A 26,120-nucleotide genomic window follows, 5' to 3' on the forward strand; every position below is an offset into this window, starting at 1 on the left:
CGTTTGTGATTGCCGTTGAGATCAAGCGGCGGACACAGGTGATGATGGAGAAGGGGTAAAGCGCTGTTCAGGTGCGAAATGAGGGGGGTCTAATTCGCACAGACAAAGTGGCGCTGGACTTGCCAACTAGAGTTCAGGAGCCGCGACGGCGGAACCTTAGCAACTGGCGATAGCCGCCATCGATCATCTTGTGGCCGTCACGTATGAGGCGAAGCGTTGCATAGCGAAATGGTGACTCTTGCCATTCCGCTGCGATGACAAAGCGCGAGCCGAACAGCGCATGGGCTATTTCGAAATGGGAGGCGCCTTCAATGCGGCCGTCCAGGGCGCGAAGCATGCGAGCAAGTCGAGTCCGTTGTGATGACGTCAGCCGCGGGTCCCGTACGCTGCGTCCCTTGTACGATCTTATAAACCTGTCGACCGATGAAAGTCGTTCGAGTGCCTTGGCGTCGAGGGGCACTATTGCTGCTAGGGGGCGCGTGCTGTCGGTGCCATGAACAAGCGCAATCTGCCAGCCATTTGCTGCAGACAAATTGCGCATATGCACTCCGATTTCGTCACGTTGTGAAACTGCCGGCGGTAAAGCGGCCTGGACGTCCGAGTCCTCCGCCAAAAGCGGCGGAGTATTGACGAGCAGGATGACGCCGGGGTCGACCTCTGGTGTCCAGTAAACCTGCTGCTTTGCCGCCGGCCGCTCAGGATTGGCTGGGAAATCGCAGCCCCCACCGTCTCTGCAGCCTTTTCGCGGAGGAGGAAGGCGTGAAACCTTCATTGTGGATGTCTGCGAACTCTTGCTGGTAGGTTGGATTCCTTCTTAGGAATTCCCAGGCAAGTGCGTCCGCTGGGACCTTTCCGGTGAAATCATAAGCCTGTGAGCTGTGCCACTCAGAAGAATCCGGCTTCATCCATCCCCCAGCAAATTGCGGACTACTTACTAGGGCAATGGAAAAACCGAGGATATCGCCAAAAATGGCGATTGACAGATTGTGAGGAAAGGAGGCGGCGAGCGCCTATCCATCATGGGTGAGTCGACGCCAGACCATGTTGCCATCGTTGGAGGCATTGTCATCCGCGATCGACTAGCGTCATAAACGCTCGACATCGGTCACCAGCTTAAACAGGCAGTCTCCAGCAGATGTGAGGGCCGGCGCGCGGCGGCAGGCGACAAGGCCGGACTGGGTGAAACGGATATGCGTTGGGGGCTCATGGGACCCTGCTATCGGATGGATGACGCCCGCGCATTGGCCGGCGGTGACGGTGTCGCCGATTTCGCTAGCTGGTTCGAAGATTCCTCTGACCGGCGCATAGGTGAACGCATGCCTGCCATCGACCCGCATCGATCGTGTTGGCCCTGCCGGTTCGACGATGGCGTCGGGCAGGATGCCTATGTGATTCAGCACGCGCGTCACTCCGTCTCGGGCAAGGGTTTCTCCCTTGCGTGACATCGATGCCCCGCCGCCGAGTTCGGTGGTCAGGGCTGGAATGCCGAGCGCCTGGGCTGTTGCTGAGAGTGTTGTCGCACCGCCGCCGCCCGAACCGTCGCTGATCGACCCGATGGGCGCGCCGAAGACATGCATGAGTTCGATGAGTTGAGCTGTTTCGGCTTCGCTCCTGCCGGTGCGGATCAGGCAGCACGGCAAATAAAACAGCGAGGTGCCGCCGGAATGCAGGTCGATGACGATGTCGGCCAGAGGCAGCAGCACCTCTGCGACGTAGTGGGCGATCATCTCGGTTGGCGAGCCATTGGCACAACCCGGAAACAGCCGGTTGAGATTGCCCTGATCGAGCGGCGATACCCGTTTGCCTGCATCCACCGCGGGATAGTTCAATGCCGGCAGGATGATGATGCGGCCGCTGAGTTCGCTTGCATCAAGCTGTCGGGCCAGTTTGCTGAGCGCAACCTGACCTTCATACTCATCGCCATGATTGCCGGCGACAAGCAGGGCGGTTGGCCCAGGACCGTTTTTGATAACGACGATCGGGATCGGAATGGTTCCATAGGCTGAGCGGTGGCTCGAAAACGGCAGCCGCAGGCAAGCGATCTGCTTGCCGTCTTTGTCAAAATCGATGTCCGTCCAAATGCGTGTGCCGTTTGTCACTGGTACCTCCCTTCTCGTCAATGCACAGCTCTTCAATGCAACAGCGTGTTGAGGAAGGAGCGGGCTCGGGGATGATTGGGTGTCGAAAAGAACGTCGAGGGAGACGCCTGCTCGACAATGCAACCCTGATCCATGAACACGACCTGGTCGGCAACCTCACGGGCAAAACCCATCTCATGGGTGACGCAGATCATCGTCATGCCTTCGTGGGCGAGCCCAGTCATGACGTCGAGCACCTCCTTGACCATCTCGGGATCGAGTGCGGAGGTTGGCTCGTCAAACAGCATCAGGCGCGGGTTCATGCACAGCGCGCGGGCGATGGCCACGCGTTGCTGCTGGCCGCCTGACAGTTGCGCGGGGTATTTGTGCGCCTGTTCGGGAATGCGGACCTTTTCGAGGAAATGCCGTGCCAGGCTCTCGGCTTCGTTGCGCGGCATGCGAAGAACCCGGCGCAAGGCCAAGGTGCAGTTCGACAAAACCGTCAGATGCGGAAACAGGTTGAAGCTTTGGAACACCATTCCGGTCTGTCGCCGCGCCAGCGCGGTTTCGCTCGCGTTGTCGCCCAGGCGGATCGTGCCCAGGGTCACGGTTCCCTGTTGATAGGCTTCGAGCCCGTTCAGACAGCGGATCAGGGTGGATTTGCCCGAACCGGAAGGTCCGCAGATCACGACGCGGGACCCAGTTTGGATGGTGAGGTCGACCTCCTTCAACACATGGAAGGTGCCATACCATTTGTTGAGCGAGGTTATCTGGACGGCGAGCTTGTCGTCGGTCTGGGTCATGGTGTCTCTCTACGGTCCGCTGATGACAGCGAGCTATTGTGGGTGGATGGCTTCGCCGGTGAGCGTGCACGGTGACGTTCGTAAGACGCGCGACCCGTTGCTGGTCTACCGGCCGCTGAGCTATCTGCTTGTCGGACCAAGCAGGCGCATCTCAAGCCTTTTGATGGCTTGCGAGATGACGAGTGCGAGACCAAGAAAGATGAGGCCGGCAACCGTCAGCGGCTCGGCATAGCGATAGGTGTCAGACGCAATATCGAAGGCGCGGCCCAGCATCTCAGGCACCGCCAGAACTGCCAGATACGGCGTCGCCTTGAGGATCGAGACGAAGTAGTTGCCCATGGGGGCTGCGATATTGCGCAGCATCTGCGGGGCGATGACAAAGATGGTCTCATCCATCCTGCCGAGCCCCAGGGCCCTTGCGGCTTCCGCCTGGCCTTTGGCGATAGCATCTATGCCGGCCTTGAATACTTCCGCGAGATAGCCGCTGTAATAGAGGCTGAGCCCGATGATGCCGACGGCAAGCGCACCAAGGCGAATGCCGTAAAACGGCAAGATGAAATACAAGCAGTAGAGCCAGACCAGAACCGGCGTCGCCCGGATGAAGTCGATCACGAAGCCGACGAAGAGGCCTCCGACGCCTCCCGAGCGGCGGATCAGCTCAAAGCCGAACCCGATCGCAGAGGCACCAATGCAGCTGAGGGCGGCCACCAGCAGCGTCATGCCGATGGCGCTCAAGATGGTGGGCACGGTTGAAAGCCCAAAGCCAAAATCAAACGCCACGACGCGCCTCCCTGGCCGGGTTGATGCGCCGTTCCGCCCAGCGCCCGAACAGCGCGACCGGATAGCAGACGATGAAGTAGGCCAGCAGCAGCGAGGTGTAGATCGGCACCGGATCGTACTCGATCTGGGAGATCTCCTTGGCGCGGAAGGTCATGTCGGTCAGCGTGACCAGAGAGACCAGCGATGTCGCCTTCACCAGCTGGATCAGCTGATTGATGAAGGTCGGGCTCATCGCCACGAGTGCCTGGGGCAGTTCGATGCGCAACAAGATGGTGGAGCGTTTGAGCCCAAGTGCGTGGCCAGCTTCTTTCTGGCCACGGTCCAGGGCCTGCAGGCCGGCTCTGACGGCCTGGCTGGCATAACCACCAATGTTGAGCCCCAGCACCATGGCGGCAACCGTCATCGCTGACAGCGCCAGTCCGGCCAAGGGCAGGGCGTAGTAGAAGACAAAGAGCAGAATGATGACGGCAGAGCTGCGCCAGAACTCGATGATCGAGGTCACGACAAACCGCGCCGGGCCTGTCGTCAGATACTGGGCGACGCCGAAGACAAGGCCGAAGGGAATGGCAAAGACAAGGCCATAGAGCGTCACCAATGCGGTGACACGAAACCCCTGCAGGATGCCGAGCCAGATCTCGAGCATATTCATTTGCCCGCACCCACAGTGCCAGCACCGTCGCTGCCAGTGCCACAGAGTTTGTCCACGGTGACGGTGTTGGGCACGACCTCCGTGGCGCCAAAGCCATATCGGGCCATGATCTTGGTCACCGTGCCGTCCTGCGTCAGGGCAGCCAGTCGTTCATCCCACAGCCCCCGCAGATCCTGGTCTTCGGTGCGGAAGGCGACGGCTGCATAAGTGGCCTGTTCGTCTGTCGTCACAAACGGGGTCGCACTCTCCAGGCCCTTGGCCTTGCCGCCGGCGAGCAGCCCGATCACGGTCGGCGACGACAGTACCGTCACATCGATACGGCCGGAGCGCAGGGCCGAGATGTTGGCCTCAATGTCGGGAAACAGCAGCATACGGTTTTCCGGCACCCCGGCTGCAGCCGCATTCCTGACCGAGACACTGCCGCGTCCGGCACCCATGATGATGTCTTTGCTGACAATATCCGCAAAGCCATGGATCTGTTTTGGGTTACCAGCGAGCACAATGGCCGCGTCGTGGACCTTCAGATCGGGAGAGCCGAAGGCGACCTGCCGGCAACGCTCTGGTGTGATGGAAAGACCAGACGCAACGGCATCGAAGCGCCCTGCCAGCAGACCCGGGATCAAAGCCCCGAACTCGGTGACCCGGATGTCGAGCTCCTTGACACCGAGCTCGGAAAACGCAGCCCTCAGCAGGTCCGGGTGCCATCCCTTTGCCTCACCCGTGGCTTCATCGCGAAAACCCCAGGGCGAGCGGTTGTGGATGCCAATGACGATCTTGCCTTCGCGCAAGACCCGCTCTTTGGTGGTCTCGGCTAAGGCCGGGCCACCCAGCATGACAACGATCAGCGTAAGCAATGCGCTCCATATGCGTGCAAGACGTGCTGGACTTCTCAAGCTCATTTTTCTCTCCCTTTGACTTTTGATGTTTGTTGCCGCGCTTGGTCACAGTCTCGCCTCCCGCGATCCTGCAGTACGTTCAGCCTCGCCGTGGATTGCTTCCGTCTAGGTCAAGGCTGTCGTCGGGCCGGTCGCGTTCGCTCAGGTGCTTGAGGTCATCCAGAACCGACTGAATTTGCGGCCAGGGAAATGACGATGTGTCACCCTGGCTCTCGCCGCCGCCGGCAATGATTGTCAGTTTGGCGATCACCCCGCGAAGTGACTGCGCTTGTGTGACTGCTACGGCGTCGACGATTTGTTCTTCAGCCTCAACGGCCTCGATCTCGGCAGCACGGACGCGCGAATATCCGACCTCATGGTCAAGCGCGTCCCAACGCGTCTGCTGTTGATCTGTCAGGGCCGACTTCGACGTGCCCTTCCGATCCTTGGCTGTTGCGCCGCCAGGAATAGGAGACCCGAGGGCGTTTCTTATCCGTGTCTCCAGACGTTGCTGCAGTCGACACAGCACCACGACCATGTGGCGTGCGTGCTCCCACTCTTGCAGCAGGACCACGCATGGGTCGATGGGCGCAAGAAAACGTGTGGCAATGCTCTCGGCGAGTCTGGCGCCAACCGTGGCGTCACCTTTTGCATCGTCATCCACAGCACAACTCTTCCTTCGTCTCCCCGGGATGACGAAAGGCAAAGCTGTGGTATTGTCGGAATCAGCCATGATCCGAGCTCCAACCAGCTTGGGTTTGGTCAGGTCGAACGGGGTGTGGCAACACCTCGTCGACCGTCTTGCTAGTTTTACCAGCGGTTGCCATTAACCCGAGTTTTTTGACCAATGTCAATTAAAAATAACGACTTTGTATGATGGGTTCGATTTCAGTAGCGCAGTGCAGAGGGGCGAGAGCTATGCTTGGCTGGAGCCAAGGCGAACTAGCCGAGGCTGCCGCGGTATCTAAGACAACTGTCGTTGATTTCGAACGGGGAACACGTACTCCTCATCGCAACAACCTTACTGCAATTCATCGCGCACTCGAACTCGCGGGTATTGAGTTCATTCCGGAGAACGGCGGTGGAGCGGGCGTGCGGTTTGCGCGACGAGCCAGCGACGCGTGAGGTTGAGCTGCTTGTGGCGGACGATCTGCCAATTCTTGAAACGGTATGCGTTCACACTTTTAGGACGATGCGCGATTGCATGCAGGCGATGGGGATCATTTCACCCTAAGCTGATTGATCGCGAGTGAGATGGGGATAAGGGGCATCTCCATGAACCACGCCTCGCGGCTGCGCGAGGAGATAGACGACAAGGTAAGGCATTCCTGGAGGGTCGATCTAGGACGATCGGCCCTACATCTGGATCGACGCTATTTACCTGAAGGTCCGCCGCTACGGGCGGATCGTCTCGATCGCCGTCATAACGAAGTAGGCGTCCACGCGGCCATCGCGAGGTTAAAAGGAGCGTCCGTTAGATGAAGGATTTGACGCACGTTGTAAAAGCCAGACTATCCTTGCTCAGTATCGCCTAATTATAGACTGGCGCAGAGAGCGCAGTGTCTTGTTTCATAAAACTAGAGCATGAGGCACTTGGGGTAATCTTGGTTTAATAGGAAATTAGAGGACGATCCTCTGAGGTAACAATGGGCCACCTATTTTGGTGGTCGGCCACTAACAATTGACAGGGGGATACGGTTTGCCTAAGTGGGACCGACTGCCAACTGGTGGTTCTTGTGGAAGTTGTACCGACCTTCAGGGGCGAGCATGAAAGACTGCATTTTAATAACTGGCGGCGCAGGTTTCATCGGTTCCGCACTCAGTTCACGAATTAGCGGCTCTGGCATTCCGGTAGTAGCGGTCGATAGCTTTCTCGACCAGGTTCATCCTACAGGTACCCGTCCTGAGTTCCTCGATGAACGTGTGGTCCTTCTAAAGCGCGACGTACGCGATCCCATCACATGGGCAAACGTGTTGTCAGAATATAGGCCTATCAAGATTGTTCATCTTGCTGCCGAGACTGGGACAGCACAGTCTCTTACTGAAGGCACAAGGCATGCTTCGGTCAACGTCGTTGGAACGACGGAAATGCTGGACGCTTTGGCGAGTGCCGGCGTCAAACCGAAGCGGATCATTCTCGCATCCAGTCGGGCCGTTTATGGTGAAGGTAAATGGCGAGACGTATCAAGTGGTCGGGAATTTTATCCAAAGCCACGGACGCATGCAATGCTTGCGGCGAGCCGGTGGAGCCCAGCCGGCATCGACGGTGGCGCAGCAATATCGCTTCCTCACAATGCGGCAGACGTCTTTCCTAGCCCGACTAGCATATACGGCGCGACCAAGCTGGCACAGGAGCATGTCCTCGCATCTTGGTGTGGGGCATTTGGAGTGCCTTTGAGTATTCTACGCCTGCAAAATGTTTATGGAGAGGGTCAGTCACCCTTTAATTCATACACGGGAATTATCAACGTGTTCCATCGGCTGGCACGAACCGGGCAATCGATCCCGGTATATGAGGACGGCCTGATCGGGCGAGACTTCGTCCACGTCGAGGACGTCGCTGACGTGTTCGCCAACATCCTTTTAGGCAACGATGACGACGACCACAGATTCGATGTTGGATCCGGCGTGGAGACAACCATTATACAAGCTGCTCAAATCATAGCAGCACTGCATGGAGCACCGGCGCCCGTCGTCTGCGGAAAGTTCCGCGACGGTGATGTCCGTTCAGCCGTTGCCGATGTGGCTGAGATGATCGATAAATCTGGAGTGACCGCGAAAGTAGGATTTGACGAAGGGGCCAAGAGAGTTGGCGACTGGCTCGTCGCGCGCGGCCACATCTGAACTAGCCCCAATTGTAGTACGGATGGCAGGCAATGACTAACGAAACAAGCAAACTTGAATTGCCACGCCCTGATCGGGAGAAAGTGTCGATTCAAGTTCAGTCGATACTTTTCCAAATGGATGAGTCTTCCATCCATAGAGCATTGGAGTCACTTGCCAGGGCCACTGATTTAGCGATCTCAGAAGGTCCAGTGTCACGCATTCGCGTTAGCTATGGCGACACATCCACCCAACCATGCCTCTCTGACGACGCGCTTTCCCGTCTGAGAGATGAATTCGCTTGGGCGTTCGAGCTTTCTTACAATTTTTTCGGCGAAAATCTTGGATCTGCGCGGGGACATAATGCCCTAGCGGCGTTTGCCGATACCGACTACTTGCTTATTTTGAATCCGGACGTTGTTGTGTCTCCCCGCCTATTTGAGAATATGCTGCGGCCTTTCTATATGACTATGGCCGGGATGGTTGAGGCCAAACAGCTGCCGATCGAGCATCCCAAAAGCTATGATCCATCTACAGGTGAGACTGGATGGGCAACAACAGCTTGTGCGCTAACGCCAACGAGGCTTTTTCACACCATTGATGGCTTTGATGCAGAGAGTTTTTTCCTTTACTGCGATGACGTCGATTACTCCTGGCGTGTGCGGGAAGCCGGTTATAAGGTAATTTTCTCCCCCAATGCCGTGGTTTTCCATGACAAGCGGGTAGCTCGCGATGGCGCGTGGCTACCCTCTGCAGCCGAACGACGCTACTCGGCCGAGGCTGCACTTATGATGGCCCATAAATGGTCTCGGCCAGATCTCGTTGATCGCATTTCAGGGTGGTTTCGAAACGGCAGCCCAGATGAGGCGGCCGCCCTAAAGAACTACGAGAACAAAAAACTGAACAACAAACTCGCCGCTCCCCGGGACCCAAAGCATCTGATTGGGGAGTTTGAGGGTCATTTCTACGCCAAACACAGGTATTCGCTCTGATGCTTAACCCGGATGAACTCTACGACAATGCTTTCCAACATGACAACGTCTACGGGCATTCGGTCGCATTGCTTGAGCGCTATCGGGCAGTAGAGTCTGAAGCAGATCACAATGAGGGCATTCACCTCGATTTGGGCTGCGGATTTGGACGGATCGCGGAGCCAATCCAGCATCGACTTGCCCTCAAGTACGTCGGCGTCGACGGGGCGCCACACGGCCCGGCCTCACTCAGGACACGGGGCTTTGAAGCATATGAGTTGCTCTTCGAATCCTACAATCAGATCGTGTCCGACCTTACGAGGATCGTCGGTGGACGCAAACTTCGGTCACTCACTATGTTGGACACACTCGAGCATCTGCCAAACGGCGATGATGTGCTACGCGCGATTAGGGAACTAATCAGGGAGAGCAATGCCCCCGCTGTTATAAGCGTACCGAACAACGGGCATCAGGACGTTGGATTTAAGCTGGCATTTGGTCAATGGGATTACACCCGCGAAGGCCTACTTGACCACACCCATGTTCGACTGTTCAGCCGAAACTCGCTGACACGAACCTTTCAAGCCTCGGGTCTGCACGTCGTCGATAGTAACGACGTGCACATCGTGAAGAGCGATCAACATTTTCCCTATACGCATCCAGCACTCGCACAGGGGACTACTTTAAACGCGGTTCTGTTGAGATTGAGAACCGGGGTCAACAATTCCGCCACGGTAAATCAGTTTGTTAAGCTCGTAACAGCGGGGCCCCAATCACTCCGCCACGCATATGTCGAAGACATAGCGCGGCAGCCGAAAAGACCATTCTTGTCTGTGGTAATGCGCACACAGGGCAAGCGACCGCATTGTATGGTAGAAGCATTGACGGCTCTTGCAGGTCAAAAGGATCGTAATTTTGAGTTGCTGGTGATCGGACATCGCCTGACGCCCGAGCAGCAGAAATCTGTAGAGCGCACGCTGGAGGACACACCGGAGTGGTTGCGGCAACGCTGCCGTCTCATCAGAGTTGACGACGGTAATCGTGTGAGGCCTCTAAACCGTGGTTTTGAGGAGGCGGAAGGAGAATACATCGCGATCCTCGATGATGATGACGTCCCGATGGCGCATTGGACTTCCACCTTCCGGAAGCTTTCCGAGCAACAACCAGGCGCCATTCTTCGCACTATTGCCGCGCGTCAAGATGTGGACACTGTCGATGTCCGCGAGCGTACTGGTGTAAGGGCAGTAGGTGGACTTGAGCCATATCCGGCAAAGTTTGATTTGCTGCAGCATCTGATTACCAACGAGACTCCTCCCGTTGCGCTCGCTTTCCCACGCGGACTATTTCACGATCTGAACGTGAGATTCGATGAATCCTTGACGACCACTGAAGATTGGGACTTCTTCTTGCGTGGCGCCTTGATTGTAGGCGTTTGCGCAGCAGATGAGGTGACCGCTATTTATCACTGGTGGAGATCATCGGTTGAATCTTCTCGTACGGTTCATGATCAAAGCGAATGGGACGCAAATTATCAAGCCATACACCGGAAACTGGACACCCTTCCCATCATACTTCCTGCCGGCACCACCCGACAACTGCGCGGGCTTCGCTCGCTGCATAATGTCACCCCGACCGGTCTAGCTGTTGCGGCTGACCATTCAAGCTACCTGAAGGAGATCGTGCGCATATTGTCGTCTAGAAGCTGGCGATGGTCGGTTCCGATGCGCTGGCCATCGATGCTTCGAGGTCGGAAAGACCCTCGGATCGAGGATTGTATCGACCAAACAGAGGCTGAGCTCGCTGTGCTACTTGCTCGATTGCGTAGATCGAGGTCGTGGAGAAGAACTAGTCTCTTTCATCGCAGTTCCAAAAAATGACGAGCCCTTCTAACTTTAACTCAGACCGACGCCAAGATAATTTCGCAGCAATCCGTTTGATCGCTGCGATACTGGTTTTATACGGGCATTCATTTCCGCTTACTGGGGGAATCGGTCCCAGTTATCTTGGAAATGCAGTTTCGACTATCTCGGTCAAGGTATTCTTCGTTATCAGTGGGTATCTGATTTCTGAAAGCTGGATTAGAGATCCTCACCTACCCAGGTTCCTAATGCGGCGTGCGCTGCGGATATTTCCTGCGCTTATCGTGCTTTGCTTCTTTACCGTATTTTTTGTTGGTCCAGCTCTAGGTACTCTAACACCTGGTGCATATTTCTCAACTTCTGGAACTTGGCGATATTTCGAGAACATAGTTCTTTTGCCAAGATACGATCTTCCGGGCCTATTTGCCGACAACGTTTATCCAAATGCCGTTAACGGTTCACTTTGGACACTACCGGTCGAGTTCTCGATGTATCTTTTGACTCCGGTAGTCTTGTTACTGCCTTCATCGCGGCATCATGTATGGGTTGCAGCCATCGCGCTTTCTGTTGCATCCGTCTGGTTCGCTCGATGGAATATTCCAGAGCACCCAACCGTTTTCTGGGGAACCAATCTGGTGAACGCCGTCGAAATGGCTCCTTATTTCGTCTGGGGGATGGTATTTCGACTATGGTTCAGACCTAAGCATTTTAACCTACAAATTGCGTTGGCAATGATGTTGCTGCTGCCATTGCTTGCTACTGATTGGCCACGTTCGGAAATCATTTCTTTAATAGTAATTCCATACTGTACGCTCGCGATCGGACATGCCACGCCTCCACGATTTGCCTGGGCAGAAAAGTTTGGCGACTTTTCCTACGGAACTTATCTCTATGGCTTTCTCTTTCAGCAGATTGTCGCAAACTACTTAGCAAATTCGGGAAACCACTGGGCAAACTTCCTATTCGCGCTGGTGCCAACTTTGATATTCGGGCTGGCTTCATGGAAGTTGATCGAGCAGCCGGCTTTAAAGATCAAGCCGAAAACCCCCAAGACCAAATCGAATCTCAGCGCAACTGGTCCAGCTAACGAAGCTATCACTGGATAGATGTTGAACATTGATCGCGTATCGAGCCGGCCACTGCAAATACTGACCTAATGTCCCGGATTCCGGATCGGCAGGCGTTTGTTCACTGCTGTGGCACGGCGATAGCCATAGGTCGGACGCTTGCCGATGACCAGTTTGACGTCGGCCAGCAGATCGGCATCCTCGCGCTTGTGATAGGGGGCGCGCAACTGGTGAGGCGGGCCCTCCATAAGATTGCAGCGGGCGATGCCCAACGTTCTGGCGATGGCGCTCATTGGGAAACGTCCTCGGCATCGTTCCAGGACACCCAAGGGGATCGCGTTTTCCATGGTCTCGCTGCCCAGCATCCATTCTAGGGCCCAGACTTCGGTAACGAGGCCATCCCAGTCAAGTGGTTTTGCTCATGGGAGGTCGGCCGCAAAGGTGCGGTTATGAACCTTGCTCTTTCTGATCCGTCCTGTAGTTACTGCCGCCCTCGTCTGAGATCACCCCGGGTGCATGCTTCGGTCCGTGGTCAGCGCGGGGCTGCCAACATGATGCTGGTTCAATGCAATTCCGATGTGCCCATCTCATTGGCGTGCTCGATGTGGATCGGCACAGTCCGGACCACGGCATCATCGGAACCGCGTCCCTGGGGGGACCTCGAGGGCCTGCTGTCAGGCAGGCAGCGGTTGAGAACTCAGATCTTCAGGCCGCAAGTGGCACCGTCATGTCCGACTGGACGTCGGTGTCATCGACCCACATCCTATGAAGGATCACACCGGCGCGCCGGGCCAAGGCAACCATCGCGCGCGCCGGCCACGGCGGCGAGCGACCTGTGCTGCCCAGGTTCTCAGCCATGTCGAGCGGCCTCGGTGCATCATGACGGTCGCGGCTTGACACAACGCCCGGCGCAAGTTGACGTCGCCGGCCTTGGTGATGCCGCCTGAGGCGTCGCGCTCGCCTGAGTGGTTGCGCGACGGGATGAGGCCTACCCATGGCCCTACCTTCTTCGATGAAGTGAGCCGGCGGGATCATCAATTGCCGATCGCTAGGTCAACGCCACAACCGCACCGATCCCGGGCATGGACATCAGCAGACGGCGTACCGGGTCATCCTGCGCCAAGTTGCGGACGTGGCGCACTAGCCCTGCCAATTCATGGAGCAAGGACGCCCGCGCCCGAAGCATCGGTTCTGTCGCTGCTTCGAGCATGGGATTGCCGAACGCCAGTTCCCGGATGCGAAGGTCGCACCTGCCGCGAGATATGGCGCCGACCTTGAGCCCGAAGTTCCGCAGCATCCCACGCAGAGACATCTCCAAAGCGATCATGCCCTGCTGGATGGCCTTGCGAGCTCCGAGCACGGCGCGGATCTCCTGCGATGAGACTTGCAGTGAACGGGCCGGAACCACCCGAGGTGGAGTAGCCGTGCGATACCTTTGGCATCCCGCCGATCCGTTTTGATCGGCATTGCTTTTAGCGCCCCTTTTACCTGCCGGGTTTCCATCAGCACGACGTCCAGGTCCGCTTCGGTCATCCCGCGATGCAGCCTTTACGACAAGGGGCCTGCCTCAAGGCCAATGGCGGCAATGGTGCCATCCTGTTCCCTGATCCAGCGCACAAGCGCTTCGGGCGCACGGGCAATCTGCGCCTCCTTCACGATCTTGCCATGCTCGCTGACCACACAGATTGCGGTCTTCGCCAGCGACACATCCAATCCAATGAACAGTTTCGTCCCGTAATCCTCCTGGAAGACCAGATACGGGGACGTTCGCCAGCTGACCGATCAGCATGCAAGCGATAACGGGCAGTGCGCGATGCAGGCCCCGTTATGGCATCTCATAACGATGGCATTTCGGTCGCGATAGAGCACCGGGGAGAAGCAGTTTTTCGAACGACGGTTGGCCTTTGGTGGGATGTTCGGCATCGTGCCGCTGGCCTCGACCTGGCGGCGGATCGCATCTGAATCATAGCCTTTGTCGGCATGCAGGATGTGGGTGTCTGGCGGACGTTTCAGCAACTCGCCTCCCGCTGTGCAGTCAGCGAGTTGGCCGCCGGTGAGCATGAAGGCAATGGGGCGACAACTGCGATCGGTCAGGGCATGGATTTTGGTCGTTCGGCCGCCCCGCGAGCGCCCGATGGCCTGATTTTGCTCCCCCCTTTACCGCCCGAAGCCGAGCGATGTGCCTTCACGGCGGACGAGTCGATCAGAGTCTGCTCGGGCGGACCACCGGCACTGGCAAGCGCGTGAGAGAGATCCGTCCACACACCCTTGGCCGCCCAGCGGACATACCGATTGTGGAGCATCTTGCGCGGCCCGTAGTCCGGCGGCGCATCGACCCGGCGCCCGCCTGACTTCAGAACTTGAACGTTACCGCTGACACGCCGGTCGTCGACGCGTTCCTTGCCCCGCGTGTCAGTCGGAAGATGAGGTTCGATACGGCGAAACTGCTCTTCTGTGAGCCAGAAATGGTCCCGATTCATCACCCCTCCCTTTCGGAGTCGAGGATCACAAACCTGAGGCGATGCCAACATTTCTATGGGTCTGGGCCTTAGATCGAGAACGCGCTTTTCGAGCTTGCGCACCTTCGAAGTGGCTGCGACATCTTCGTCATCTGGTCTAAATGGGGTTCGCTCCAGTTCTTCCCTATTGTGGCGAATATGCTAAGACCCTCACAAAGCGAGATAAGGGCAGAGATGGACCATCAACGCACAGCAGATCACTGGGATCAGCAGCATTTTGCCGAGGCTTTTCTCCGGGCGGAGTGGTCTTTTCACCCCCTTGCCAAGAAACGGCTTCACAAGCTTCTGGGTGGCGTCGAGTCTCGCGAACAATGGTTTCACAAGAAGTACCTGAATGGTCGGAGGAACCTGAAAGCACTCGGAATCGGTGTCGGCAAGTGCCAGAGCGAATTGCACTTGCTCTCTATGGGAGCTATTTCGCAGTATGATCTCTACGACGTGAGCCCGGTTGCTTTAGGTGCCGGGAGAGAAACCGCAGAACGCTTTGGTATCGCTGACAAGGCAGAGTTTATCTGCAAGGACATCCACACGGTGGATCTCGAACCGGATAGCTATGACCTCATTACCTTTTTTGCTTCACTTCATCATATCGAGGATCTCAATGCTATTCTGAGTCGATGCGAGAAGGCCCTTGCCCCGGGAGGAGTCCTTTGGGCGGCTGAATACATAGGTCCTGACTATTTCCAGTATCCAGATGAGGACGCAGACTTTGCTCGACGTTTCTATCGAGCAATCGACCCCGATTTGAAAAAGGCCTGGGAACCTGAACTGCGCTGGTGCACAAAGGAAGAGCTAATCACTGATGATCCGACGGAGTCAGTGCATTCCTCGGATATCCCCGATGTGATGAAACGGATTTTCGATAAAGTCGAGATCATCCCGACATATGGGACGTTTGTTTTTATTCTCTCATGGTGCCTAAATCATGACGCCTTCTACGATACCGAAAAGGGACAGGAGTTCTTCCAAACGATTTTAGATATCGATACGGCCTTGCTCGATGCCGGAAAGTTGCCTCACTACTTCGCCTACCTGATTGCGCATAAGGACACCTTGGTAAGCGCTTTCGCTAGGTCTGTTGGGCTCGACCCAAGTAGTCGTATCTATCAAGGTGTACGCCGTTTCGTCGGGAAGGGACAATGAGCGAACGCTTAAGTTCAGCAGGGCTCTTGACCTCGTCTCGTACCCATCGGCCTCTATTACAATCGATGGAGGTCGCTGTAGAAAGTTCAGCTCACAGCGCGATCAGTGCAAAGAGGACTATTGTTGATATCGAGACGCTTAGGGCGATCTCGATTATATTTGTTTTAATTGCGCATGCGCAATTTTTTTTTCCGTGGTCGACCGCTGTTTTCAAAATTACTTCGCAACTCAATTTTGGGATTGGCGTTGACTTATTCCTTGTCATCAGTGGATATGTGATTTCCCGATCTTTTTGGTCCGATCACCGAAGGCGAAGGAGTATATCGGCATCGATTAAGGCCTTCTGGATAAGGCGCTTTTTCCGACTTTGGCCTGCAAGTGCTCTCGCAATCGCTGCGACTGTCGTGTTTATTTCGCTGAGTCCAAATTTGTATTCCAGCTATGGCGATGTCCAAACCCATGTCTCGGCAGCTATCGCGTCGTTGACATATTGGATGAACCTGTGGGGATACCACCGTATGACTTCAGGGCAGGGGGTGACCCTTCTGGGGCACTTCTGGAGTCTGTCTCTCGAAGAGCAGTTTTATCTCCTGTTCCCGCTGGTTGTCTTGGCTGCTAGCACGAGACGCTCACTCGCATTTTGTGCCTTGATTACAATTGTTACCTATTCATTTTTGGATCGTAGCTTTCATAGCTTCTGGTGGTGGGTCCGGATCGATGGTCTTGCTTGGGGCATCTTCATTTTCTGCCTGCATCGAGAAGCGGTTGGGCTGAAAATCGCGAAATCCAAGGCTGTTGCCTTGGGGGCGATTACGTTTACGATCAGTCTGATTGGAATGCTCGGTAGCGAGAAACTTTTTGGGAGCGGTCCCTTGGCGAGTACGATTGCGACCGCCGGTGCGGCCCTGCTTGTTTATGTGGCTTCATTCGACCAAGACTGTTTCCAGCTAGGTCGCAGAGTCTCTGCGGCGCTCAACTATTTGGGATCTCGGTCATATACGATCTATCTTTGGCACCTCCTCATTTTTGCGATAGTTCAGAGGTGCTGGGTGGTTACTTTTCCGTCACTTATTGCCGAACCAAATTATATAGTGGGCGTGGGGATGGTGTTGTCCCTCCTGCCGTGTGTTCTGTGGATTGAAGTTGTGTACAGGGTCATTGAGGTCAGAACGCGAAATCTAGGCAAACGCCTTGCCTTGAAAGTCTAGCGAACCCTCCTTCTACTATGGAGGGAAGAGGGCAGATCGAAGCGGCCCGCATCGGGAATGCCGAATAACATTCTCCTGCCGAGCGTGTGTCGCAGACCGTGATGCGCCGGCCGAACCGCGGCCGCCTAGCAGGGCGTCGTCGAATCTGAGATCCTCTTGATTGGCCCTCAGTATAGAGGGTTAGCCGGAGCGATAACGCCAAGTTCGGCCGTGTCGGCTCCTCTAAAGCGATCATCTGTCGACTGCGAGGCAGTATGATGCCTGGAGCGAAGGCCATCATGGCGTGAATCCAAATTTAGCTCTATCCTTGTACAAGGGCGCTTGCTGCAACGGGCATCCGCTTGTAGGGTTCAGCCGGAAAGTTCAAATTGGGTTTGTATAAATGGGCGTACTGAGAGAATTATTTCTGGCCACCCCGTCGGGGAAAAGACTTGTCGATCGAATTCGCAGTGCTGCGCTACAGGAAGCTGCAGTTGGGCGAGATACTTTGAGGGGAGAGCTTAAGGAACCGATCGCTGAACTAGATGCTTTGAAGAGAGAGCTTATTGAGCGAGATTCACTTCTTGCTAGGTATGGAGACGCTGTCCCATTCGTGCCAAACGGCCATTTTTACTCACCAGTTCATTCAAAAGAGGAGCTGCGCAAAGATCTAAACAGAGTATTCCCCCCCAAATTGCCTGAACATATTCCAGGTATAGACTTGAGAGAGCTGGAGCAGCTTGATCTACTCAAGGAACTTGGCAGGCTACACGCAGAAAAGCCTTTCGGGCTCAATGACTTGGATGGACGCTATAGCAGTGACAATCCAATGTTCGCACCTTTTGATGCGATAGTCCTAAATGGAATGCTGCGCCACATCAAACCCAAGCGCGTAATCGAGATTGGGTCAGGCTACAGTTCAGCAGTGACATTGGATACCAATGAGGCTTGGCTTGGCGGAACGGCTAAATGCACATTCATTGAACCATACCCAGAAACGCTTTATTCTCGCCTGAAGCCGAAGGATCGTAAGCAAGTCGACATTATCCAATCGAGAGCCCAAGATGTCGATGTCGATTTCTTTCGGCAACTTCAAGCAAATGATATCCTCTTCATCGACTCAACGCACGTTTCAAAAATTGGAAGTGATGTAAACTACCTATTCTTTGAAGTTTTTCCGGCCTTGGCTGAAGGCGTATACATTCACATTCATGATGTTTTCTATCCATTCGAATACATCCAAGAGTGGGTTCTGGGGGATGGACGAGCCTGGAACGAAATTTATGTTTTGCGTGCGCTCCTTCAGGATAGCAAGGCTTATGAAATAGCATTCTTCAATGACTTCCTGTGGCAAAAGCATCGATCGGCGGTCGACCAAGCATTTATGAAAGCTCCAGAACGTAGAGGTGGATCCATCTGGCTGCGTAAGGCCTATCGTGCTGAGAGTGCTTGAAACGCGGGGATCTCACCCTCTATCGACCGGAATGTAGATCGATAAGTCATACGCATATGCTAATGACTATGACTTCTGACGTTGCCCCCGGCCTTCGCCAATGCGTTGCTCCAGTTGGCGCAGGTCTGCGAACAGGTTTCCGAGTAACTTGCGCATGGCAGGCGACCGGTCGTTTGATAAATCCTCAAGGGCCTGCGGCAGGTCAAGCCGCGGCACAAGCCCGACCTGATCGGTCAGCGTGGAAAGGCTGAGTTCTATGCCCTCGCGGGCATAGCGCTCTCTCTGCCGGTTAAGCGGCTGACGCTGGGCGAACTTCTCAAACAGGACCATCGCCAGCAGGTTCGGCCCGGCAAAGCCATCCGGATCATGTTGAAGTGGGCGGGCGACTGCGCGATCTTCTCGCACTAACCTGCTCAAGCGCGAGCGGATCCGGCGCAGGACCTACCAAACGCGCGAAAAGGCCAGGCAGGAGGTGTTCGACTACATCGAAATTGTGAGTGCTCTGATCCCCGATAACTGGACCGTTTGGAATTGGAGTTTTCCGCAGTAATTTCCCGGCTGGGAGAGGAGCGGAGAGCGATGAAGGCATCCAAGTTTTCGGACACCCAAAAGGCGTTCATTTTGAAGCAGGGCGATGACGGCGTGACCGTGGCGGAGATCTGCCGCCGTGCCGGGATCAGCCGGGCGACGTATTTCAACTGGCGTAAGAAGTATGCCGGCTTGCTGCCCGATGAAATGCGCCGGCTTAAGGCGCTGGAAGATGAGAATGGGCGCCTGAAGAAGATCGTTGCCGACCTGACGCTCGATCGGGAGATGCTGCAGGACGTGATCCGCCGAAAAATCTAAGGCCTGCCTGGAAGCGCAAGCTGGTCGACGGGATGCTGGTGGATTGGGGGATATCGATCAGGCGGGCTTGCAAAGCGCTGACGTTCGACACCTCCACCTACCATTACAAATCTCGCCGCACCGGGCAGGCCGCGCTCGAACGACGGATCCGGGAGATATGCGAGACGCGGGTGCGCTACGGCTACCGTTGCGTCCATGTGTTGTTGCGCCGGGAGGGATGGATCGTCAACATGAAGATGACACGCAGGATCAATGAGTTGGGTCATCAGCTCCGCAACAAGCATCCCAAGAGACGTGTCAAGGCGAAGCTCAGGGAGGACCGCCGGGATGCTGTCGGACCGAACGATGTTTGGGCGATGGATTTTGTCCAGGACCAGCTTGCGACGGGCAAGAACCTGCGCATCCTGACTATCGTCGACACCCATTCGCGCTATTGTCCGGCGACCGATCCGCGCTTCACTTATCGCGGCCAGGATGTGGTGCAGACAACTCGAACGCGTATGCGGCCGGCTTGGCTATCCGAAGACGATAAGGGTCGACATGGTAGTGAGTTCATCTCACGCGACCTCGATCTGTGGGCTTACGCCAATGACGTCACGCTCGACTTCTCACGACCAGGAAAGCCCACAGACAACGGCTATATCGAGGCCTTCAATAGCAAGCTCAGGGCTGAATGCTTAAACGCGCATTGGTTCCTGACGCTTGCAGGTTCCCGTGAAAAGTTGGAGGATTGGCGTCAATACTACAACGAGGTTCGTCCTCACAGCGCGACCGGATATAACGTCCCGATCGCGTTGCAAAATCTCGGTGGCGCTGCCAGCCCGTCACCATGACCGCAGCCGGAAAACTCCAGCCTCCGGCGCCCAAACTTCGGTCTCAGAGCACGCAAGCCCCGGACTCTCTGACAAATCGGAGGAGACTGGGGTCTCAGGTCAGAAGTTATGCTCTCGCATTGGCGCAAATGGCTCGGTACCTTCCTAGTCAAAACTGACCTTCAGGCCGAGCCTTCGCCGCGCAAAGCGCTTCAACTCTCTCTGGATTTTTTGCAAGAGACGCAGTCGTGATCTAGATGATTTGGCTTCAGACCTACTGACTATTGTCGCGACGACGCCAGGCGCAAGCAGAACCGGGATGCGAGCAAGCTTCCGAACTATCGTGAGCCGATTTTCATTCCAGACTTCTTGCGAATGCATTGCGGCTGATGATGACTGTCGGCCGCTCCACCGTCTGTAGATTGAGGTAATCTCGGGTGAGCTTGCTACTCCGAATATGGATGCCGCGCGCATCATGAGATCCCAGTCTTCTGCGGTTGTTAAGCTCTCATCGAAACGCAACCGCAGGGAATGAAACGCTTCCCGAGGGTATGCTACGGACATGCAGGGGGTAAAGTTGTCCGACAGATGGTCAACATAGTTGAATTCGCTTGGATAGCGCATTTCGATAGCCGAAACCGCCATTGACGCCTGTGGGCCGCCTGCTACTTGAGAGGGTTCGAAATTCTGTGACACGCAAGCTGCTCTAAGAAGCATGCATGGATGGTCTTCATTTAATACCCGGAACGTATCAACGTAATGCCCAAACACTAAATCGTCATCGTCTAACGTCACGATGTAGCGGCCCTTAGCAGCAGCATAGCCGACATTTAGAGGTACCGTTCGGTTGCCTTCTTCGACTCGGAGAAATGAAGTCTTCTCGCGTAGATAGGGAGGCATCTCGAAGAGAATGCCCTCCACGCCAATCTGACGCTCAAGGTCGAGCTTATGCCCTACGACAAGAACCTCGAAGTCATCGCAAGATTGGCCGGCCAGACAAGTCAACGTGTCCCGCAAGGCGTCGAGGCCAGTCCCGAGCGTGCGAATGACGATCGATAGGAACGGTCTCTTTGGCATTTTGGACGGATCAATAAACCAGCTTGCTTTATTGTCGGTAGGGCCTGGCAGATAGGCGCGCACAAGCTGATAAGTCGTCGCGTGGTCGTCGGCCAGCGTGCGGATATAAGACGCAAACTGGTAGAGGGAAGATGATTGGCCGAGAGCATCGTCATTGAAAGGCAACGTCTTGTCCGCAGCGCGGAAAGTAGTGTCTTTGGACCCAACTTGATAGAAGCCGCATTGCTGCATCATGCGGGAAAGGGTTCCGTCCGTGAAGTTGATCATCGGACTGTGATCAAATAGCCCATCGATCGTGTAGTCGAAGTGACCAAGCAGCATTTTGACTACAGTCTCAGTATGGCTGAGATTCGGTACGCTCACTACCAAAAGTGTGTTGCCCGGTCCCGCAATCCTGCGCAGAGCCCTAATTATACCTGCCGGATCGACGACATGCTCCAAGGTACCGAGAATGGTTATTGAAGCCAGCGGGCGCCCTCCGACTATCTCTACAAGTCGGTCGAAGGTTGCATCCTCATTAGAAAGTACCATGGGATGGGTCTCAACCCCCCGGCATTCAAGGTCATTGCAGGCGTCGGCATCCATGTCGACGCCGACATAGGTGCGGCCCATTTCCCGGATGAATTCGGCCATGCGACCGTTGCCGCATCCAACGTCCAAATGAATGCCTTGGGCCGTCGCAGTGTAAATGCGCACTAGCGAGCACGCGTGCCCATAGACGTTGTTAGGCGCATATGAGTTGTCATAGGTCAAGTTCATAGTCTTTCCGTCAAGGCTGCGCGCTTTCGACAGAGGTGCCCAAGCTTAGAAACGGTGTTTTGCATAACGGAAATGGTCAAAAATACCTATCTTGTGACCTGAATCCCGTTGTGCCGGTAGCCGGTTCTCCGTCTTTCGCTTGATGAATTCGTCGCGCGCCTTCGCGTGTAGCGGGTCAGCCTGTTTCTCAAAAAAACCGAGAATCTTCTCAGTCAGGTCTCCGCGTGACCATTTGTGCGTCAACAGTAGCGCCGCTTCGGCGGAGTAGTAAATTTCCGCGTCTCCAGCCGGCCAACTCCCGTCCGGCTTGAGCCGCTTGTCGTGAAAAACGACCGCTGCCGGTTGGTATACGACATCATATCCGGCTTCGCGCACCATCCAAGAGAAGTCGACGTCGTCACAATAAAGAAAAAACGTGTCAGCATCGAAGCCGCCCACCTCCCAGAAAACCTCGCTCGACGTAAGGGCACAGGCGGTCGATGCCCAGGAGGTCCGCCCACTCGATGTGTCAAATGCCTTGGGGTGTTCAATTGGAAGTTGGCGTGCCTCGACGAGGCCAACTTGGGGGCGCTGCAATGTTTTTAAAAGGTGAACCAACGCGTCCGGTGCAAGCTTCACATCGGGATTCATGATTAGCAAGGGCCCGTGAATACCTGCAGGGTGATGTTCGGCGCCAGCAAGTTCCATAAGTGAATTATGGCCGCGAGCGGACCCCAGGTTCCTGCCGAAATAAGTATATGCAAAATCTACGTACTCGGCATTTTCGATCTGGTTCCGCCAACTGGCGATCAATTGATTGGTCAGAACCGGTTCGCCCGAACAATCGCCATAGGCGATTTCTGCTGACTTGATGAGGCCGTGTCGGATAGCCTGCTCGACCGCCTGAGCGAGACAAACAAAAGTCGTTCGAATGCTTTCCACGCTAGTGTTGTAGAGGATGCACTGGATCCGGAGCCTCATGCCCGGTTGCCACAATGATTGCGCTTTCGATATCAACTATCCACGCTCCTCTCTTGGGTCGCTGCCCGGTCGCAAAGATTCGATAGGCCGCGCTCGACCCGCAATTGAGGCTGCCACGATAGAGGGTCAATTGTTGGGTGGATGATGCACGACGCGTGACGATCATCGCCGTTGCGGAACTCGCCGTTCACTTGCGGCTGCGGCGCGTGATATCGATTGGCGAAGAATTCTGCCACCTGCAATTGTATGTGCCACGCCGGAGCCGACATCGAACCGGGAGATTCCATCATGGCCCCTGTCGATTCCTGCCAACAAGGCGTTAGCGGCATTACCAATATAAACGAAATTGCGCAATATAAAGCCATCCTCATAGAGAGGGATGCTCTTGCCGGCGCGGGCAATTCGCGCGAACAGGCTGACGACCCCAGTGTAGGAGTTTATCAGCGATTGGCCCGGACCATAAACATTCTGAAGCCATGCAATATCCAACCCCACGCCAAAGGCGGACGTCCAAGATGATAGAATGTGTTCCTGTTAGAGTTTGGTCGCGCCGTAAACGCTCGTAGGATTTGCGGTCGCATAACCGCAACGGATCTTTCTCCCCTCAAGCCGGCGGTCTCTATATAGCGCTGCCCATAACGCCCGCGCCTCCGGTGACTATGCGCGTCATCTTTGACAATTGGGCCACCTCAGGGCTGCGGTATCCGGTAGTGCCAAGCGCCGGCATTTTCCGGCCAAGCGAAGTCGGCTTTGGACTGGGGATCGAGAGCGGGATTCCGCCGAACCTGAAGCCGAGCCATCGTCTGGGGTACTCCTCAATACGCAACCTCATAAAAAAACGATGGCCGTTCGGGTTGCCCCTCTGAAATACGTGCCGTATCAGACGTACCAAAACTTTAATCGCTCTGTGGATGCACCGCAATCCAATGGATAAAATAGTTGTTCAAGTGGTTTATGGACCACAGCATATACGCCATATCGAGGAAGTTCTGATGCCGAGGCTTGCTGCCGCAAGCCAGTATCCAGTGGTGCTGGTTTCTATTTGTTATGACGGCCATTCGAATAGGCGGATACAGAGCGGCAGATTTCACGGTGTAGACGTAGTTGATGTTCCAAATGATTCTGGAAGTGTCACCGGCTTCGCAAGAAATCACAACGTACTCTTCGGCTATGCCAAACCAAAAGATTCATTTGTCGTCCTCAATCCGGATTGCGTCCCTATTCCCGGTACGATCGACCAGTTGCTGAAAGTTCATGACAGGGGAGGTGTGGCTATCGTTGAGGGCCGGCAGTGGCCATTTGAGCATCCCAAAGAGTACGATAAACGGGGGCTGGACACTCCGTGGGCAAGTGGTGCATTCAGTCTAATCGATTCTTCATTCTATCAATCAGTTGGAGGGATGGATGAAGAATATTTTTTATACACCGAAGATGTTGATCTTTCATGGAGAGCTTGGCTAACTGGATGGAGGGTTCTATATTGCCCGCAGGCTCCAATAATCCACTATTCTGGAGGGCCATTTTATAGGCCCGACCTGCTAAGCAATGAAGAATGTTTTTCCTTGCGAAATTTTATAGTCATTGCCCGAAAATTTTTTGGAGAAGCCGGGCAAGAAAAAGCTATCCGCCTCTTGAAATCTCATTCAAACGCTGAGGCGGTTGAGAGGGCATTGGAGCGGTATCTAGCAATGTCACCAGTTAAGGAATTTCATCCTAAACGCCGCCATCCAATGGTCAAGATCTTGGGCGTAAATCGGTTTCACAAGCTGAGGACGAGTTCTTGAAAGTTCATGTCGTCGCTCGATCTGAAGAGCATGCATCGCTATTTTCAATTCGGAATCCTAGCATTCGTGACGTGCAATTTCATTGTGGTCAGACATCATACTTTAGATTGTTAGATAAAATTATTGCCGACGGAACAGACGATATCGTCTGTGTTGTTCATGATGACGTATACCTGCCAATTGGTTTTGACATCAGGGTCAGTGGCCTGGTCAATGAACTGCAGCAAGACTGGCCAAATTGGGGTGCCTGTGGGAACTCGGGAATTTCAGCCATCCAAGTCGGATACAGCCCAACATTGAGAGTAAGGTATCTGTCCGGCCCACTTGGTGGTCCGAATTTCCAAGGTCGCATTCTTCCTGCCCAGTCCGTCGATGGCAATGTCCTTCTAATCAACTCGAAGGCGCTTCGTAAACGGGCTGTGAAACTGCCGCCCTTTGAGGGATTTCAGTTGTATGATTTATGCCTCAGTATCGAGATCTTGTGCGCGGGACTGGCGCTGCTATTGGCACCACAGTTGGCTTGCTTCCATGATAGCCGCGGTGAGCGACGTTTTTTTGACAAGGCTGCACGCTCGAGTAAGTTCAAAAATTATGCCAACGAGAAGGTCGCAAATCGTGTGATTCACACGTCAAATGGTGATGTGATAGTTGGACACGGTGAAGGCATAGACATCGAGCTTGAAGCTCTTCGGTGCGCGGCTGAAGGTAGGTTGCCGAAGTCGGTTGCGATAATAGTCAGGACGCAGTTCAAGCGGCCAAATCTTCTTAACCGTACAATTATGTCCATTCAGTCGTTTATTGCGGCGATGCCTTCGGGTCGCGAGCGCTTCCGATGCTATCTTGTGACGGACGCTACTTTACCTGAGATGGCGAATTTACCTGAAGGCGTGAGCGTGTTGAGTGTCGCGGCCGACCAAAAATCAGACAGTCGAAACCGTCTGGCAATGGAGGCAATACGCACTGTTTCTGAAGAATATGTTTGGTTTGTTGATGATGATGACTGGCTATTTCCCAACGAAGCACGACGGTTATGTTATGCCCTAGCGACAGCGCCATGCAATTCGTTGTTTTTCTTGGATACTCGCTACTTCAAGGAAGATCCCACGGCGACTGACGCAGGAGCGTTTCCACCCTCGTCTGTATCTACGCTTTTTTCTGCGAGTTGTTTTAGCTCAGGGCTAAATGGCAATAATCGGATACCGTTTTGCGGAATGATCTTGCCACGGTCAGTGGTGGCCAGGATGCCACCTGAAAGCGAGGAACGTGTCCTCTACTACGAGGACTACGCCCTTCAGCTGTTCGCTTTGCTGGACAGTAGCGTAGTCCCGATAGTTATCGAGAAATTGGTGGCAGGTATTTCGATAAGACCAACAGGGAATTCAGTCACCGAAACTGACCGCACGAAATGGAACCAGTCAAGCGCGGAGATTGCATCGCTACTTTGCTGTGATGACCGCAATCCAACATTCTTCAATCGTCAAGTTTCGGGGTCGGGCGTAGCTCTGTCTCGGGGAGAGGAGCGTGCGGTAGATTGGGCGAGGAAAACACGAAAATTCGGAAAAGCATTCTCACGCATCTTCAAAAGATGATAAGTGTTTGTGTAGATGAGAGCTACGAATTTGGAGCCTGTCCGTTGTTAGGGACGGCGTCTCTGTGGCTGTGGCATTGTCGACCA

23 protein-coding genes and 4 pseudogenes are annotated in these 26,120 nt (G+C 54.9%); 12 read left to right on the top strand and 15 right to left on the bottom strand.

Going from position 1 to position 26,120, the window contains the following annotated elements; translation table 11 throughout:
- Window positions 1-133 precede the first annotated feature (133 nt).
- The 8 genes from AC1DLV_RS08365 to AC1DLV_RS08400 form a co-directional block, all read right to left on the bottom strand.
- Entirely contained in the window at window positions 134-772 is a 639-nt protein-coding gene (locus tag AC1DLV_RS08365) for a DUF2285 domain-containing protein (protein ID WP_476799094.1), read from the bottom strand.
- On the bottom strand, window positions 696-905 hold the full coding sequence (locus tag AC1DLV_RS08370) for a transcriptional regulator domain-containing protein (RefSeq protein WP_476799095.1): 210 nt from the start codon (window positions 903-905) through the stop codon (window positions 696-698). The genes AC1DLV_RS08365 and AC1DLV_RS08370 overlap by 77 nt, the downstream gene beginning before the upstream one ends.
- 180 nt (window positions 906-1,085) lie before the next feature.
- Complete coding sequence (locus AC1DLV_RS08375) at window positions 1,086-2,099, bottom strand: succinylglutamate desuccinylase/aspartoacylase family protein (RefSeq protein WP_476799096.1); 1,014 nt, start codon at window positions 2,097-2,099, stop codon at window positions 1,086-1,088.
- Window positions 2,100-2,131: 32 nt separating this feature from the next.
- Window positions 2,132-2,881 (bottom strand): amino acid ABC transporter ATP-binding protein, encoded by a 750-nt coding sequence (locus AC1DLV_RS08380; RefSeq protein WP_476799097.1) that lies wholly within the window; start codon window positions 2,879-2,881, stop codon window positions 2,132-2,134.
- A gap of 120 nt (window positions 2,882-3,001) precedes the next feature.
- Window positions 3,002-3,661, bottom strand: a complete 660-nt coding sequence (locus AC1DLV_RS08385) for an amino acid ABC transporter permease (RefSeq protein WP_476799098.1) — start codon at window positions 3,659-3,661, stop codon at window positions 3,002-3,004.
- Window positions 3,651-4,310: an amino acid ABC transporter permease gene (locus AC1DLV_RS08390; protein ID WP_476799099.1), complete on the bottom strand. Its 660-nt coding sequence runs from the start codon at window positions 4,308-4,310 to the stop codon at window positions 3,651-3,653. Before AC1DLV_RS08390 ends, AC1DLV_RS08385 begins: the two co-directional genes overlap by 11 nt.
- Entirely contained in the window at window positions 4,307-5,209 is a 903-nt protein-coding gene (ehuB, locus tag AC1DLV_RS08395) for an ectoine/hydroxyectoine ABC transporter substrate-binding protein EhuB (RefSeq protein ID WP_476799100.1), read from the bottom strand. The genes AC1DLV_RS08390 and ehuB overlap by 4 nt, the downstream gene beginning before the upstream one ends.
- 76 nt (window positions 5,210-5,285) lie before the next feature.
- On the bottom strand, window positions 5,286-5,918 hold the full coding sequence (locus tag AC1DLV_RS08400) for a hypothetical protein (RefSeq protein WP_476799101.1): 633 nt from the start codon (window positions 5,916-5,918) through the stop codon (window positions 5,286-5,288).
- Between the two features lie 143 nt (window positions 5,919-6,061).
- Between AC1DLV_RS08400 and AC1DLV_RS08405 the strand changes: the two genes are divergently transcribed.
- The 5 genes from AC1DLV_RS08405 to AC1DLV_RS08425 all read left to right on the top strand — a co-directional run bounded on the left by AC1DLV_RS08405 (window position 6,062) and on the right by AC1DLV_RS08425 (window position 11,944).
- On the top strand, window positions 6,062-6,310 hold the full coding sequence (locus tag AC1DLV_RS08405; protein ID WP_476799250.1) for a helix-turn-helix domain-containing protein: 249 nt from the start codon (window positions 6,062-6,064) through the stop codon (window positions 6,308-6,310).
- Between the two features lie 642 nt (window positions 6,311-6,952).
- Window positions 6,953-8,029: an NAD-dependent epimerase/dehydratase family protein gene (locus AC1DLV_RS08410; protein WP_476799102.1), complete on the top strand. Its 1,077-nt coding sequence runs from the start codon at window positions 6,953-6,955 to the stop codon at window positions 8,027-8,029.
- Between the two features lie 32 nt (window positions 8,030-8,061).
- A complete protein-coding gene (locus tag AC1DLV_RS08415) occupies window positions 8,062-9,000 on the top strand; it encodes a glycosyltransferase family protein (RefSeq protein ID WP_476799103.1) in 939 nt (312 codons plus the stop codon).
- Window positions 9,000-10,856: a methyltransferase domain-containing protein gene (locus AC1DLV_RS08420; protein ID WP_476799104.1), complete on the top strand. Its 1,857-nt coding sequence runs from the start codon at window positions 9,000-9,002 to the stop codon at window positions 10,854-10,856. The genes AC1DLV_RS08415 and AC1DLV_RS08420 overlap by 1 nt, the downstream gene beginning before the upstream one ends.
- A complete protein-coding gene (locus tag AC1DLV_RS08425; protein WP_476799105.1) occupies window positions 10,853-11,944 on the top strand; it encodes an acyltransferase family protein in 1,092 nt (363 codons plus the stop codon). The genes AC1DLV_RS08420 and AC1DLV_RS08425 overlap by 4 nt, the downstream gene beginning before the upstream one ends.
- A gap of 47 nt (window positions 11,945-11,991) precedes the next feature.
- Here the strand turns inward: AC1DLV_RS08425 and AC1DLV_RS08430 are convergent, their stop codons facing one another.
- From AC1DLV_RS08430 to AC1DLV_RS08440, 3 genes and pseudogenes are all read right to left on the bottom strand, one after another.
- Window positions 11,992-12,198, bottom strand: coding sequence for a hypothetical protein (locus AC1DLV_RS08430; RefSeq protein WP_476799106.1), 207 nt, complete (start codon window positions 12,196-12,198; stop codon window positions 11,992-11,994).
- Window positions 12,199-12,610: 412 nt separating this feature from the next.
- Window positions 12,611-13,630 (bottom strand): annotated as a pseudogene (locus AC1DLV_RS08435) (IS110 family RNA-guided transposase).
- Between the two features lie 117 nt (window positions 13,631-13,747).
- A pseudogene (locus AC1DLV_RS08440) lies at window positions 13,748-14,385 on the bottom strand (IS5 family transposase); the annotation flags it as partial.
- 213 nt (window positions 14,386-14,598) lie between these two features.
- Here AC1DLV_RS08440 and AC1DLV_RS08445 point away from each other — a divergent pair.
- The 3 genes from AC1DLV_RS08445 (at window position 14,599) to AC1DLV_RS08455 (ending at window position 18,207) form a co-directional block, all read left to right on the top strand.
- Entirely contained in the window at window positions 14,599-15,567 is a 969-nt protein-coding gene (locus AC1DLV_RS08445) for a class I SAM-dependent methyltransferase (protein WP_476799107.1), read from the top strand.
- Window positions 15,564-16,775: an acyltransferase family protein gene (locus AC1DLV_RS08450; RefSeq protein WP_476799108.1), complete on the top strand. Its 1,212-nt coding sequence runs from the start codon at window positions 15,564-15,566 to the stop codon at window positions 16,773-16,775. Before AC1DLV_RS08445 ends, AC1DLV_RS08450 begins: the two co-directional genes overlap by 4 nt.
- A 382-nt stretch (window positions 16,776-17,157) precedes the next feature.
- Entirely contained in the window at window positions 17,158-18,207 is a 1,050-nt protein-coding gene (locus AC1DLV_RS08455; RefSeq protein ID WP_476799109.1) for a class I SAM-dependent methyltransferase, read from the top strand.
- 219 nt (window positions 18,208-18,426) lie between these two features.
- Here the strand turns inward: AC1DLV_RS08455 and AC1DLV_RS08460 are convergent.
- A pseudogene (locus AC1DLV_RS08460) lies at window positions 18,427-18,611 on the bottom strand (IS66 family transposase); the annotation flags it as partial.
- A gap of 5 nt (window positions 18,612-18,616) precedes the next feature.
- Here AC1DLV_RS08460 and AC1DLV_RS08465 point away from each other — a divergent pair.
- Window positions 18,617-18,700, top strand: a pseudogene (locus AC1DLV_RS08465) (IS3 family transposase); the annotation flags it as partial.
- Window positions 18,701-18,786: 86 nt separating this feature from the next.
- Window positions 18,787-19,886 (top strand): IS3 family transposase gene (locus AC1DLV_RS08470; protein WP_476799110.1). Its coding sequence is split into 2 segments (ribosomal slippage): window positions 18,787-19,051 and window positions 19,051-19,886, totalling 1,101 coding nucleotides; the frame shifts between segments, so codons are not numbered across the junction.
- A 144-nt stretch (window positions 19,887-20,030) separates the two neighbouring features.
- On the opposite strand, the gene AC1DLV_RS08475 is transcribed toward AC1DLV_RS08470, so the two are convergent.
- The 3 genes from AC1DLV_RS08475 to AC1DLV_RS08485 form a co-directional block, all read right to left on the bottom strand.
- Complete coding sequence (locus tag AC1DLV_RS08475) at window positions 20,031-21,701, bottom strand: methyltransferase domain-containing protein (protein ID WP_476799111.1); 1,671 nt, start codon at window positions 21,699-21,701, stop codon at window positions 20,031-20,033.
- A gap of 45 nt (window positions 21,702-21,746) precedes the next feature.
- Window positions 21,747-22,661 (bottom strand): glycosyltransferase family protein, encoded by a 915-nt coding sequence (locus AC1DLV_RS08480; RefSeq protein WP_476836149.1) that lies wholly within the window; start codon window positions 22,659-22,661, stop codon window positions 21,747-21,749.
- A 162-nt stretch (window positions 22,662-22,823) separates the two neighbouring features.
- Window positions 22,824-23,156, bottom strand: a complete 333-nt coding sequence (locus AC1DLV_RS08485; protein ID WP_476799113.1) for an NAD-dependent epimerase/dehydratase family protein — start codon at window positions 23,154-23,156, stop codon at window positions 22,824-22,826.
- A gap of 431 nt (window positions 23,157-23,587) precedes the next feature.
- Here AC1DLV_RS08485 and AC1DLV_RS08490 point away from each other — a divergent pair, with 431 nt between their 5' ends.
- Entirely contained in the window at window positions 23,588-24,445 is an 858-nt protein-coding gene (locus tag AC1DLV_RS08490; RefSeq protein WP_476836150.1) for a glycosyltransferase family protein, read from the top strand.
- Window positions 24,442-26,034, top strand: a complete 1,593-nt coding sequence (locus AC1DLV_RS08495) for a hypothetical protein (RefSeq protein WP_476799115.1) — start codon at window positions 24,442-24,444, stop codon at window positions 26,032-26,034. Before AC1DLV_RS08490 ends, AC1DLV_RS08495 begins: the two co-directional genes overlap by 4 nt.
- The last annotated feature ends 86 nt before the right edge of the window (window positions 26,035-26,120 follow it).

The organism is Aminobacter sp. 01T433, assembly GCF_056398585.1.